Source organism: Arthrobacter sp. FW306-06-A, assembly GCF_021870055.1.
Lineage (GTDB): Bacteria > Actinomycetota > Actinomycetes > Actinomycetales > Micrococcaceae > Arthrobacter.
Genome location: NZ_CP084552.1, coordinates 3,817,113 through 3,829,679, shown reverse-complemented (window position 1 = coordinate 3,829,679; position 12,567 = coordinate 3,817,113). Strand labels below are relative to the sequence as shown.

Below are 12,567 nucleotides of genomic sequence, written 5' to 3'. Positions count from 1 at the left end.
GCGCTCTGCCTGCCGCCCTGATCAGTCTCGAAAGGAATACGCCCCGATGGCTTTCATCACCGTAGGTACTGAGAACAGCACTGACATCGAGCTCTACTACGAGGACCACGGCTCAGGCCAGCCCGTGGTGCTGATCCACGGCTACCCGCTGGACGGCTCCTCCTGGGAGAAGCAGACCGCGGCGCTCCTGGGTGCGGGCTACCGCGTCATCACCTACGACCGCCGCGGCTTCGGCAAATCCAGCAAGCCCACAGAGGGTTATGACTACGACACCTTCGCGGCGGACCTCAACACCCTGCTCACCACCCTGGACCTGAACAACGTCGTACTGGTGGGCTTCTCCATGGGGACTGGTGAGGTGGGCCGCTACCTTGGCACCTACGGCTCCGGCCGAGTGGCCCGCGCCGCGTTCCTGGGCTCGCTGGAACCGTTCCTGCTCAAGACCGACGATAACCCCGACGGCGTCCCGCAGGACGTGTTCGACGGGCTCAACGAAGCTGTTACTGCTGACCGCTACGCCTTCTTCACCGAGTTCTTCAAGAACTTCTACAACTCGGACACCTTCCTGGGCACCCCGCGCCTCAGCCAGGAAGCGGTGAACGCCAGCTGGAACCTTGCTTCAAGCGCCGGCGCCACGGCATCCGTTGCCGCCCAGCCCACCTGGCTCACGGACTTCCGCCAGAACATCCCCAAGATCGATGTTCCCGCGCTGATCGTGCACGGCACCGCGGACAACATCCTGCCCATCGATTCCACGGGGCGGCTGTTCGCCAAGGCCCTGCCGAGCGCCGAGTACGTCGAGATTGAGGGTGCGCCGCACGGCATGTTGTGGACCCATGCGGCAGAGGTCAACGAAGCGCTGCTCGGCTTCCTTTCCAAGTAGGCACTGAAGGAAGAAAGGCGACGGCGGCTGCCCGCCGCCGTCGCCTTTCTTCCTAACTGCCGTTCCCGGCCGGGGCGTTGTGCCTGGGCGTGGGTTGTCCCGCCGCCAACTGCCGGGCAAGCTCCTTCAGTTCCCCTGGGTGGAACGGCTTGGTGAGGTAGCCGTCAGCCCCTGATGCCATGCCGGCCAGCAAATCGTCGTTCTCGGAACGGGCTGTCAGGAACAACTGCGGTGCGGTGCTGAGGGCACGGATGGCACGGGCCACTACGTGCCCGTCCATGTCCGGAAGGCCAAGGTCCAGGGTGACCAGGGCGATGGTGGGATCAGCAGCGGCGGCTATGCCCTCTGCCCCCGTGCCCACGGCTGTCACTTCGAAGCCGGCACGGGACAGGACCATTGTGATCAGTTCCCGGATATCGTCGTCATCCTCCACGACAAGGCAAACACGCTGCTGTTCCATTAAGGCCCCCCGGCGAAAAGTTGGCACTAGTCTACTTGTGGCGGAACACGTTGCCGTGTGCCGGCCACCTAACCGTCGTAATGTGTACGCGCAGGCCCCTGGCCCAGGGCATTCACCACAGCAGCGGCCACATCGTGCAGCTTGGTGTTGCGGGTGCTCGATGCCGTCTTAAGGATGCCGAACGCGTCCTGCTGGCTGCACCGGTTCTGGGCCATGATGATTCCCACCGCCATATCGATGACCGTGCGGGATTCCAGGGTGGCGCGGAGGTTCGCAGCGGTTTCGCTGTAATGCGCAAAGCGGACTGCAAGGCGGAGCGCCAGCGAAGTCTGGCTGACGAAATCCTCGGCGAACGCCAGCACACGGCCTTCGAAGCGGTGGGCCCGGCGTGAGTACAGCAGCAGCGCAGCCTTGGTTTCCCCCTCAAGCCGGAAGGGAAGTGCCGCGACCGATTGCACACCCTGGGCCACGACGGCCGAGGAGTATTCCGGCCAGCGCTCGTCCCCGGCAAGGTTCGGCGCGTGCACAGTCTCCTGTGCGGTGATTGCGGTGAGGCTGGGGGTCTCTGCAAACTTGTGCTCAATCAGGCCGATCGACTTGGCGTCCTGGCTGCTGCTCGCGATTGTCGCCGTCTTCCGCTGCCGGAGCAGGGTGATGGCACATAGCATTTCATCGCCCGGCTCGGAGAGGTTGCGGGCGGACACCTGCGCCAGTTCCGTTAAGAAGTCCTCGACGTCGGAGCTGTTGAGGACCAATTCATGCAGGTGTTCTGTTATGGATGTATCGGTTTTTGCTGTTGACTCGCTGGCCACGGTTCTTGGTGCCATTCGTTCAGGTCAAAACGAGCCTGCAACACACAAACGCCCCGCAACTGGGCGGGGAGCCGGTGATGGTCGCTGGATCGACGAACTTTCCAACGGCCTGCTGCTAAACCGATAACCAGAGTATATACATTCGGGGCGGCGCCAAGCCCACAACCACCCGGGGCCGTGACGCCGTTTGCCGGCGCCGAAAGGGGGTACCGGTCACAATGAAGCGGGCAGCACCTCGGGGAAGGGCGGGAACATGACCAGGCTCCTCATCATCGGCCCACCAGGCTCCGGCAAAGGGACCCAGGCAGAACACTTGGCCCGGCACTTCGGAGTGCCCGCCGTTTCCACCGGCGACATCTTCCGGAGCAACGTCAGCCGGCAAACGGAGCTGGGCAGCCAGGCCGCGGACTACCTGGACGGCGGCCACTTCGTACCGGACCATCTCACCAACGCGCTCGTGAAGGACCGGCTCCTTGAACGCGATGCCCGGCACGGCTTCCTGTTGGACGGGTATCCGCGGACGCCACCGCAGGCAACGGAACTCGACAACATGCTCGCGGCGCAGGGGCATGCCCTGGACGCCGTCATCGAGCTGCAGGCGCCGGATTCGGAACTGGAGGAGCGGATGCAGCGCCGCGCCTCGGAACAGGGCCGAACGGATGACACCATCGACGTGTTCCGCCGCCGGCTGGACCTCTACCGCCGGCAGACGCATGAAGTAGTCTCGGTGTACGCGGGCCGGGGCATCCTGGTGTCCGTCAACGGCAGCGGCGATCCGGGAACGATTACCGGCCTGGCAATCGCCGCCGTCGAACAGTTCCTGGCAGCCCCGCGTCCCCCGTCCTGACCGAAACACCGCACGGAGAAGCACTCGAACAGAAGGAAACACTGATGAGAATTGCCGTTACAGGCGGAAACGGAAAGCTGGGGCGGCACGTGGTGCGCCGGCTCACCGACGACGGCCACCAGGTCCTTACCCTGGACCGCGCGGGTGACCGCAGCCCGGGCCTGCTGGTGGTGGACCTACGCAACTATGGCCAGGTGGTGGACGCGCTGTTGGGCGTTGATGACCGGCACGATGGGTTCGACGCCGTGGTGCACCTGGGTGCCATTCCCGCCCCCGGCATCCTTCCGGACGCAGCAACGTTCGAAAACAATATGCTCTCCACCTACAACGTGTTCCAGGCCGCGCGCCGCGCAGGCATCAAAAAGGTGGTGTATGCCTCCAGCGAGACCGTCCTGGGGCTGCCCTTCGACATTGACCCGCCCTACATTCCGGTGGACGAGGAATACCCGCCCCGGCCGGAAAGCACCTACTCCCTGGTGAAGCGGCTGGAGGAGCAGATGGCCGTGGAAATGACCCGATGGGATCCTCAGCTGAGCATCACGGGCCTGCGGTTCTCCAATGTGATGGATGAGGCCGACTATGCACGGTTCCCCTCCTTCGACGAGGACGCAACCCTGCGGAAGTGGAACCTCTGGGGCTACATCGACGGCAGGGACGGTGCACAGGCCGTGGCACGGGCTCTGGAGAACGCCAAACCGGGATTCGAAGCCTTCATCATTGCCAATGCCGATACCGTCATGAGCCGGCCAAGCGCCAGCCTGGCGGCAGAGGTCTTCCCCGGCGTCAAAGTCACCAAGGACCTGGGCGAGCACGAAACGATGCTGTCCATCGACAAGGCGCGGCGCCTGCTGGGTTTCGAACCCGAGCACAGCTGGCGGAACCACGTGCCGGCAACCAACAGCGCCGGCTAAAACCAGCAAAATCGCCCGCCCGCAGGAATCCCGAAGGGTTGGCACAGGATCATCCAAGGAGCCGGAAGCCATGCGCTTCCGGCTCCTATCCTTTTGGTACAGCCACCGTTGGTCCGGTTCCGCGGGAGGATTCTCTAGCCAGGGACCGGCCACCCAGCCACCACGAGGACCCCAAAATTCGTACCCGATCCTTCCTGCTGCCTGCCCTCGCGGCGCTGCTTTCCACCGCGTCCCTTCCAGCCGTCGCCGCCCCTGCCTCCCCGGCCGGTTCCGGCGGAGCCGGCAACGCAACCGGCCGCTACATCGTCCAGTACGCGCCCGGAACCGATGTCGCTGCGGAGGTGTCCGGACTCCACGGCCAGGGACTCGCCGTCGGCCGCACCTTTGAGCACGCCATCCGCGGCGCCGTCGTCACCGCCAACCCGGCCCAGGCGGCTGCCCTTGCCAAGTCCGGAAAGGTGCTGTCCGTGGAGCCCGATGCCCCCGTCAAGGCCTCCGGGACCGAGCAGCCCGCCCCTTGGGGCCTGGACCGCGCCGACCAGCGCGCGCTCCCTCTCTCGGGTTCCTACTCATGGACCGCTGCCGGAGCCGGCGTGACCGCCTACGTGGTGGACACCGGCATCCTGGCCTCACACACCGACTTCGGCGGCAGGGTGGCCGCCGGCTGGACCGCCGTGGCGGACGGCAACGGAACCACCGACTGCAACGGACACGGCACCCACGTGGCCGGAACCGTGGCAGGCTCCACCTATGGCGTGGCCAAGAGCGCCACCCTGGTGCCGGTCAGGGTGCTTGACTGCAGCGGATCCGGATACAACTCCGACGTCGTGGCGGGCCTGGACTGGATCGCCGCCAACCACGCAGCAGGAACCCCCGCCGTGGCCAACCTCAGCCTGGGCGGAGCCGCCAGCAGCACGGTGGACAATGCCATCCAGGCCGTCCTTGACGACGGCGTCACCACCGTGGTTGCCGCCGGGAACTCTGCCACAGACGCCTGCACCACCTCTCCCGCCAGGGTTCCGGGGGCCGTCACGGTGGCAGCCGGCGACTCCGCCGACAAACAGGCGTCGTTCTCCAACTTCGGATCCTGCGTGGACCTCTACGCTCCCGGCGTCGGCATCACCTCCGACTACTACACCTCCACCACTGCCACGGCATCCATGTCCGGAACCTCCATGGCATCCCCGCACACCACCGGGGCTGCGGCCCTCCTGTTGTCCCAGAACCCGGCCCTGACGCCGGCGGGGGTAGCGGCCGCCCTGGTCTCCAACGCCACGCCCGGAGTGATCAGCGGGGCCACCACCGGAACCCCGAACCGCCTGCTGTTCACGGGTGCCGACGCCGCTGCTCCGGCACCTGCCCCCGCCCCTGCACCAACCGTAACGTCCGTATCGCCCGCCGGGAAGGCAGCGGCGGTGGCAGTTGACACCAACGTGACGGCCACCTTCAGCACCTCGGTGCAGGGCGTTTCCGCTGGAACCTTCGTGCTGCGGAACGCGGCCGGCAGCAGCATCACCGCGGCCGTCAGCTACAACGACACCACCAGGACGGCCACCCTTGACCCGGCCGCAAACCTGGCCGCAGATGCCACCTACACCGCAACCCTGGTGGGCGGTACCTCGGCCATCCGGGATGCCGCGGGTACGCCTCTGACCACTACCAGCTGGACGTTCACCACGGGCCCCGCGCCCACGGTCACCAGCTACAGCCCTGGCAGCAATGCCCTCCTGGTCCGCAGGAGCAGCAACGTCAGTGCCACGTTCAGCGAGACGGTCCAGGGGGTTGGTACGGCCACCTTCACCCTGAAGAACGCTTCCACCGGGGCGGTGGTGGAGGCAACGGTCTACCGCAACGGCACCACCAACCAGTGGATCCTCGATCCCCAGGCAGCATTGGCCGCCAAGACCCGGTACACCGTGACGCTGACCGGTGGCGCCACCGGCATCCAGGACCTGGCAGGGAACCCGCTCGCCTCCCGCAGCTGGCAGTTCACCACCGGCTCGTTCTAGCCGCCAACCTGCCGGACCACCGAGGCGCTCGCCCTGGACCATGTGTCCAAGGCGGGCGCCGTGGTGTCCAGCCCTGATGGAGTGAATGGCGGTTCACCGGGATAATCTTCAGCCTAGGCATTTACCATGGCCGTTATTCGGCATGGCTAAAACAGGGCGCAGGGACGGGCAGCACATTGGCACATAATTCAGCAGGTTCCGCAGTCAGGGAAAATGGCAACGGCCGGTGGCGTACTTTCCATGAGAAGTTCGTGGTGGAGGAGCGGTATATCGACCCTGCCGACCGGCGCCGCCTCTACCGGACGTCGGTGGTCCTGGCCGTGGTGGGGCTGGCCCTCTTCATTGCCACGCTGGTCAGCGTTGTACAGGCCGACGGACTTTCCTTCGCCGACCACCCGGTGCATGACTGGCTCCTGACGACACGTTCAGCGGCAGTGACGGCCATCATGATCTTCCTGGCGGTGTTCTTCGGCCCCGTCGCGCTGCCCATCATCATCCTGGTGGTGATCCTCATCTGGGGATTCGCGGCCAAACATGCCTGGCGCCCCATCCTGCTGGCCGCGGCCATGCTGACCGGGGTGATCATCTCCCAGATCATCCTGCATATCGTCCAGCGCTCGCGCCCACCCGTGGACCAGATGCTGTTCGGTGCGGACCAGACCTTCTCGTTCCCGTCCGGGCACGTGCTGGGGGCCTGTGACTTCCTGCTGGTGGGTGCCTACCTGATCTTCTCCCGCCACAGGAACCCGCGGGCTGCGGTCTTCGGATTTATCGGCGCCGGGATCGGGATCGTCCTGGCCATCGCCAGCCGCCTGTACCTCGGATACCACTGGCCCACGGACACGCTTGCTTCGTTCTCCCTCTCGCTGCTCATCCTGGGCGGCGTCATCGCCCTGGATACCTGGCGAACCGCCCGCGTCCCCGGGGAACCTGTCACCGGAGAGCTGTCAAAGGAAGAATCTTCCCGGGAGTGAAATCTGCACTCCGGGCCTGGCCACTGCCGGGCCTGGTCACTGCGGCCGGGAACGGGCGCGCTTCAGGGCGCGGTGGAGTTTAACGTTCGCTGCCTCCAGCTCCAGGACCTTGGCAACGCCCGCCAGGTTCAGCCCTTCTTCGAGGAGCTCGCCAATCCGCAGCAGCACGGCAATATCATCTTCGCTGTACTGGCGGGTTCCGCCGGCAGTCCGCGACGGTGTCAGCAGCCCCTTTGTTTCATAAAGCCTGATGTTCTGCTGTCCCGTTCCCGTAAGCTCGGCCGCCACCGAGATCGCGTACAGCGCCCTTGAGCCGGGGGAGCGGGCGCTGCGTCCTGCATCAGGTCCTGCCATTTCTTCTCCCAAAATCGGTCCAGCCGGTGTCTTGCTTCAGTTTCCCACCAGTGCTATAAAAAATCTATATCCACCACCATAGATTACGCGGAGGTGGGTAACCACAGATCCAACACCTGGAAGCTGAAGGAGTGGGAAATGATGTTGATGCGTACCGACCCGCTCCGTGAGCTGGACCGGCTCACGCAGCAGGTCTTTGGAACCACCGCCCGCCCGGCTGCCATGCCCATGGACGCCTGGCAGGAGGACGGCGAATTCGTGGTGGCGTTCGATCTTCCCGGCGTGAAGCTGGACTCGCTGGACCTGAACGTTGAACGGAATGTCCTCACCGTCCGCGCGGAGCGCCAGGACCCCACACAGCCCAACGTCGAGCTGGTGGCCTCGGAGCGTCCCCGCGGTGTGTTCAGCCGCCAACTGATCCTGGGCGACACCCTGGACACGGAGAAGATCAAGGCCAGCTACGACCAGGGCGTCCTGACCCTGCGGATTCCGATGGCTGAGCAGGCCAAGCCACGCAAGATCGAGATCAAGACCCAGCAGGGCGAGATGCACCAGATTGGCACCTAGGTCCATGCTTTCCAGCCCGTGCCCCTGCCTTCCCGGCAGGGGCACGGGCTGAAGAGGAGGCTGGGATGACTGACCCCCCTGATTACTACGCCATCCTGGGGGTGGGCCGTGATGCCACCCGGCAGGACATCTCCCACGCGTACCGCGCCCTGATGCGCAGCCACCATCCGGACATGGACGGCGCCCGCGCTGACGGCGATGGCGGCGGGGGCGCGCAATCGAAGGCGGACAAACCGGCGAAGAACGTGGACCCTGGACAGGGGGACCAACTCCTGCGGATCATGCAGGCGTTCAACGTGCTGGGGGACCCGGAACGGCGTGCCGCGTACGACAGGAAGCTGGCGGCACCGGCACCCACGATCATTCCCGTCCGGAAAGTCCGCAGTACCCGGGGACCGTCCGGGCCCGTCATCCGCATCACTCCGGTGCGGTGGGAAAGCGGACCCTGGGCCTGAACACACAACCTTTAAACACTTTCCAAGGAGGCGGAACACCGCATGAGCGAGTGGCGGCGCTACGATTCACACCTGATCCCCGCGTTCCATGAACGTTTTGAGCAACGGTGGGGCGCCGGCACCGCGCCCTTCCTGGACCCCGAGGCGCATGAACAGCCGCTGCCCCGGGCACAGTGGATCAACCCGGCCACGGGTGCCGCCCTTGCCGTCGTCCCGGTCTGGACCGCCGACGAGCGGCAACAGCGCTCGTTCGGGGTGTTCTACCTGCCGCCAGGCGGGGACATCTGGGTCCTCCGGCCCGGGTACACCGGTTACCTGGAACCATCCGACGGCGACACCGAGCATCTCGTGACCCTGCGCAATGATGCGTTCCGCAAAGCAGTGGCGCACGCCAAGGAGTTCCTTTTCGGTTCGCAGTAGCAGCGGTGCCGGGCGCGGGTTGCTGCTCGTCAGCCGCCCTCCGCTATGACATTCTGGGACGTACCCTGACCACCGTGACCAAAAGGCTGGACCCCAAATGCACATCTCCGCCAAGGACCTCGCAGCACTCATCCCCCCGGGGTTCACCCTTGGCGTTGCCACCGCAGCATTCCAGATCGAGGGGGCACTGGACGAGGACGGACGCGGTCCAGCAGCCTGGGACAGGTTCGCAGCCAAGCCTGGTGCAATCGTGGAGGACCACAGCCCGGTGGTGGCCACAGACCACTACCACCGGATGCCCCAGGATGTGGCCCTCCTGAAGCAGCTGGGCGTTGACTCCTACCGGTTCTCCTTCTCCTGGCCGCGCATCCAGCCCGGCGGCACCGGCCCCGCCAACCGCGCCGGCCTGGCGTTCTACGACCGGCTCCTGGATGAGCTCCTGGCCAGCGGCATCTCGCCGATGGCCACCATCTACCACTGGGATACACCCTTGGAACTGGAGGAAGCCGGCGGGTGGATGAACCGGGACACCGCCTACCGCCTGGGTGAATACGCCGCCATCCTGGCCGAGGCGTTCGGGGACAGGGTGGCCCGCTGGGTCACCATCAACGAACCGGCGACGGTTAGTGCCAATGGCTATGCATTTGGGCTGCATTCGCCGGGCAAGGAGCTGGCACTGGGCGCCTTCCCCACCGTCCACCACCAGCTGCTGGGCCATGGGCTGGCTGTCCAGGCACTGCGCGCGGCGAAGGTGCCGGGCGAAATTGGCATGACCAACGTCTACTCACCCATGGTGCCGAACTCGATCAACCCGCTGGACAAAATCAGCGCCGGGATCATGGACCTGGGCCAAAACCGGCTTTACGCGGACCCCGTCCTCACGGGTAAGTACCCGGACCTGATCCGTGCCGCAAAGTTCTTCAGCTCCTTTGAGCACCCCGAAGAGGACATGGAGATCATTTCCCAGCCCCTGGACTTCTACGGGCTCAACTACTACATGCCCACCAAGGTGGCGGCCGGGCCGGGCGGCGGGACCGTTCCGTCAAGCATGGCGGAGGCCATGGGCAGCGACCTCAGCGCGACGGGCAGCGGCGCAACGCCGTTCCACGTCGAGACCTGGCCGGAAGCCGACATCACCGCCTACGGCTGGCCGGTCAAACCGGAGTACATGGCGGTTGCCCTGAAGGAAATGGCAGAGCGGTACCCCAACCTGCCCCCGGTGATCATCACCGAAGGCGGCGCCAGCTTCGAGGACATCATTGTCCGGGACAAGTCCACCAACACCCGCTTCATTCCGGACGAACGCCGGCTGAAGTACCTTTCCGACCACCTGGAAACGGCGCTGCGCGCAACGGCGCCCGGCGGCGTGGCGGAGTCCATGGATCTCCGCGGCTATTACGTGTGGTCCTTCCTGGACAACTTCGAGTGGTCCGCCGGCTACAACCAGCCGTTCGGCCTCCTGCACGTGGACTTCGAAACGCTGGAGCGGACCCCCAAGGCGTCCTACTTCTGGTTCCAGGAACTCATCGAGGAACGCGACCTCGCCGCAGCGGCGGAGCTGGCCATCGCCCAGGCGGTGGTCCCGGATCTTCTGGTCGAGGAAGGTGTGGAGGGCACCGAAGCGCCCGACGACGGCGCGGCGCTGGGGGCCAGCGCCTAGGTGTACTCAGTCAGTAGGTTGGTTGCACCTGCTGATCGGTGGGTTGCCTCCGAGGCTGCCGTGGGGCCGGTGGTTGTTGTAGAAGTCTAGCCAAGGCTGCAGAGCGTCTGTGCGGGCCTGGTTTGAGGTGAAGGGTTGACGGTAGGCCCAGCCTTCCTGGAGGGTGCGGTTGAAGCGTTCTGCTTTGCCGTTCTGCCAGGGATGGCGGGGTTTGATCAGGATGTGTTTGGCGCCCAGCGCAGTCAGTGCGTCCTGGAAATCTTTCGAGAGCCGGTAGGCGAAGGCATTATCGGTCATGACCCTTTTGACGGGTGCGCCGTGGGCTGCCATGGCTGCCGCGGCCCGGGTAAGGAATCCTGCGCAGGTCGCGCCTTTCTCATCGGGCAGGACCTCGGCGTAGGCGAAGCGGGAGTGGTCATCCACGGCCACGTGGACGTAGTCAAAACCGACCCTTGAGTGGCCTGTTGAATGATTGCGGGCAGACTGATTCGGGTCTGCCCGCCAGCCCCCGCCATCCGGGATTCGGCCCAGTTTCTTGACGTCGATGTGGATCATGTCCCCGGGAGCGTCGCGTTCGTAGCGGCGGTCGGTCGCCCGGGATGCCCGAATCCGTACCCCGGTCACCGGGTCCAGGTCCCACAGTCTGGGCATGCCCGCGCGGGCCAGGATCCGGGAGACCGTCCGGGCGCTCGTGCCGCAGCGCAAGGCCAGGTCCGCAGGTCCCTCGCGGTGCTCGACGCGCTGGGTCAGAACATCCGCAACGACTTCCGCTGAGGTTGCGTTCGGGCACGACCTTGGGCGGGAGCTGCGGTCCTCGAGGCCGGCCCAGCCGTGGGCCCGGTACCTGCTGATCCAACGGTGCGCGCAGGTCCTGGAGATACCCATCTCCTTGGCAACGTGGGCGACGGGACGGCCGGCAAGGATACGCTCGATGATGATCCGTCTACCGTTCGGAGTCAGCCGGGCATTACGGTGGGACATGAAGACCTCTTAGTCGTTGGCTGTGTGTGGTAACCACCAACCTAAGAGGTCTTCACCTATTCACGATGTAACCAACGTCCTGACTCAGTACACCTAGGGACCGGGGGGTGTCAGCCCCGGAGCAGGTCCAGCATGGCGAGCTGCTTTGCGATGCCGGCGCCGTCGGGGGAATAGATCCAGGGCACCCTTGAGGTGCTGTGGTCCCCGTCTTCGGAGTGGCCGCCGGCGAAGACCGACTCGCTGACGGACAGTTGACGAATGGCGATCGCCGCAACCTTGTCCGGGTTCTCAGCCGCGAAGGCGGAGTAGATGGCCTCGTCGTGCTGGCCGTTGTCGCCGATCAGGAGCCACCGCATGTCCGGAAACTCCTGCGCCAGCCGCTCCAGGTTCCGGTGCTTGTGGTCCTGCCCGCTGCGGAACCAGCGGTCCTGGGTGAGCCCCCAGTCCGTCAACAGCAGCGCGCCCTTGGGGTACATGTTGCGGGTCAGGAACCGTGCCAGCGTGGGGGCGGCGTTCCAGGGCCCGGTGGACAGGTAGATGATCGGGGCTTCAGGGTGCTCGATGGTCAGCCTGTCCAGCAGCACGGCCATGCCCGGGGTGGCCATGCGGGCGCGTTCGCTGAGCACGAAGGTATTCCACAGCGCCAGGAAGGGCCGGGGCAGGGCTGTGACCATCACGGTGTCGTCGATGTCGGAGACGATGCCGAATTCCACTCCGGGGGCGATCACCTGGATCAGTGCCTCTGCCGGCTCGGTACCCTCCGCGCGGAGCACTGCGGTGTGCCAGCCGGGGGAGAGCTTGACATCCACCTCGGTGTCGATCAGCCCGCCCCGGTCCGCCGTGACGTGGGTGACCACGTCCCCGATGGTGATTTCGACGTCGCTGTACTGCAGCGGCACCCCGGTGAAGGCGCGCCAGCCGCGGACGTTCTGGTTGCCGTTTTTCGCTTGGTGCTCCGCCTTGCTGCCCGGCTGCGGCTTCTGCGTCAGCAGCACCCGCCCCAACACCCGCACCCGGGTGGTGGAACCGTAACCCTGGTAGGCGATGGTCTGCGGCACGAACTTCCACCGTTGGGCGAGCTGGATCCTGACGTCATTGAGAGCGTCGGACAGCCGGTGTGCCAGCCGGAAGAACTGGCCTCCGGAAAGCGCAACGCGGCCCTTGGTGTTGTCCCGGGGCGGGCGTGCCGTGTCATGGGCGGGGTTCTGCGGAGCCGTGTCCATGGCACCACTCT

The 12,567-nt window shown here is 65.6% G+C and carries 14 protein-coding genes; 9 read left to right on the top strand and 5 right to left on the bottom strand.

Annotated elements, in window-relative coordinates:
• Positions 1-46 precede the first annotated feature (46 nt).
• Positions 47-883 carry an alpha/beta fold hydrolase gene (locus LFT49_RS17890; RefSeq protein ID WP_237428954.1) on the top strand — a complete coding sequence of 279 codons (837 nt, stop codon included), beginning with the start codon at positions 47-49 and terminating at the stop codon, positions 881-883.
• Between the two features lie 52 nt (positions 884-935).
• Here LFT49_RS17890 and LFT49_RS17885 read toward each other — a convergent pair whose 3' ends face one another.
• Both LFT49_RS17885 and LFT49_RS17880 read right to left on the bottom strand, forming a co-directional pair.
• Positions 936-1,343 carry a response regulator transcription factor gene (locus LFT49_RS17885; protein WP_236799650.1) on the bottom strand — a complete coding sequence of 136 codons (408 nt, stop codon included), beginning with the start codon at positions 1,341-1,343 and terminating at the stop codon, positions 936-938.
• A 68-nt stretch (positions 1,344-1,411) separates the two neighbouring features.
• Positions 1,412-2,155, bottom strand: coding sequence for a GAF and ANTAR domain-containing protein (locus LFT49_RS17880; protein ID WP_237430550.1), 744 nt, complete (start codon positions 2,153-2,155; stop codon positions 1,412-1,414).
• Positions 2,156-2,408: 253 nt separating this feature from the next.
• On the opposite strand from LFT49_RS17880, the gene LFT49_RS17875 reads away from it, so the two are divergent.
• The 4 genes from LFT49_RS17875 (at position 2,409) to LFT49_RS17860 (ending at position 6,896) form a co-directional block, all read left to right on the top strand.
• A complete protein-coding gene (locus tag LFT49_RS17875; protein ID WP_237428953.1) occupies positions 2,409-3,002 on the top strand; it encodes an adenylate kinase in 594 nt (197 codons plus the stop codon).
• Between the two features lie 44 nt (positions 3,003-3,046).
• A complete protein-coding gene (locus tag LFT49_RS17870; RefSeq protein ID WP_237428952.1) occupies positions 3,047-3,913 on the top strand; it encodes an NAD-dependent epimerase/dehydratase family protein in 867 nt (288 codons plus the stop codon).
• Positions 3,914-3,951: 38 nt separating this feature from the next.
• Positions 3,952-5,922 (top strand): S8 family serine peptidase, encoded by a 1,971-nt coding sequence (locus tag LFT49_RS17865; protein ID WP_237428951.1) that lies wholly within the window; start codon positions 3,952-3,954, stop codon positions 5,920-5,922.
• A 176-nt stretch (positions 5,923-6,098) separates the two neighbouring features.
• Positions 6,099-6,896: a phosphatase PAP2 family protein gene (locus LFT49_RS17860; RefSeq protein WP_237428950.1), complete on the top strand. Its 798-nt coding sequence runs from the start codon at positions 6,099-6,101 to the stop codon at positions 6,894-6,896.
• Between the two features lie 36 nt (positions 6,897-6,932).
• Here the strand turns inward: LFT49_RS17860 and LFT49_RS17855 are convergent, their stop codons facing one another.
• Positions 6,933-7,250 carry a MerR family transcriptional regulator gene (locus LFT49_RS17855; RefSeq protein ID WP_236799645.1) on the bottom strand — a complete coding sequence of 106 codons (318 nt, stop codon included), beginning with the start codon at positions 7,248-7,250 and terminating at the stop codon, positions 6,933-6,935.
• Between the two features lie 141 nt (positions 7,251-7,391).
• Between LFT49_RS17855 and LFT49_RS17850 the strand changes: the two genes are divergently transcribed.
• The 4 genes from LFT49_RS17850 to LFT49_RS17835 all read left to right on the top strand — a co-directional run bounded on the left by LFT49_RS17850 (position 7,392) and on the right by LFT49_RS17835 (position 10,352).
• Complete coding sequence (locus LFT49_RS17850) at positions 7,392-7,817, top strand: Hsp20/alpha crystallin family protein (protein WP_237430549.1); 426 nt, start codon at positions 7,392-7,394, stop codon at positions 7,815-7,817.
• A 65-nt stretch (positions 7,818-7,882) separates the two neighbouring features.
• Entirely contained in the window at positions 7,883-8,272 is a 390-nt protein-coding gene (locus LFT49_RS17845) for a DnaJ domain-containing protein (RefSeq protein ID WP_236799644.1), read from the top strand.
• A 42-nt stretch (positions 8,273-8,314) separates the two neighbouring features.
• Positions 8,315-8,692 carry a hypothetical protein gene (locus tag LFT49_RS17840; protein WP_236799643.1) on the top strand — a complete coding sequence of 126 codons (378 nt, stop codon included), beginning with the start codon at positions 8,315-8,317 and terminating at the stop codon, positions 8,690-8,692.
• 97 nt (positions 8,693-8,789) lie between these two features.
• Positions 8,790-10,352, top strand: coding sequence for a glycoside hydrolase family 1 protein (locus LFT49_RS17835; protein ID WP_236799642.1), 1,563 nt, complete (start codon positions 8,790-8,792; stop codon positions 10,350-10,352).
• Between the two features lie 6 nt (positions 10,353-10,358).
• Here LFT49_RS17835 and LFT49_RS17830 read toward each other — a convergent pair whose 3' ends face one another.
• Entirely contained in the window at positions 10,359-11,333 is a 975-nt protein-coding gene (locus LFT49_RS17830) for an IS481 family transposase (protein ID WP_237428856.1), read from the bottom strand.
• 110 nt (positions 11,334-11,443) lie between these two features.
• A complete protein-coding gene (locus LFT49_RS17825; RefSeq protein WP_236799641.1) occupies positions 11,444-12,556 on the bottom strand; it encodes an App1 family protein in 1,113 nt (370 codons plus the stop codon).
• Positions 12,557-12,567 lie beyond the last annotated feature (11 nt).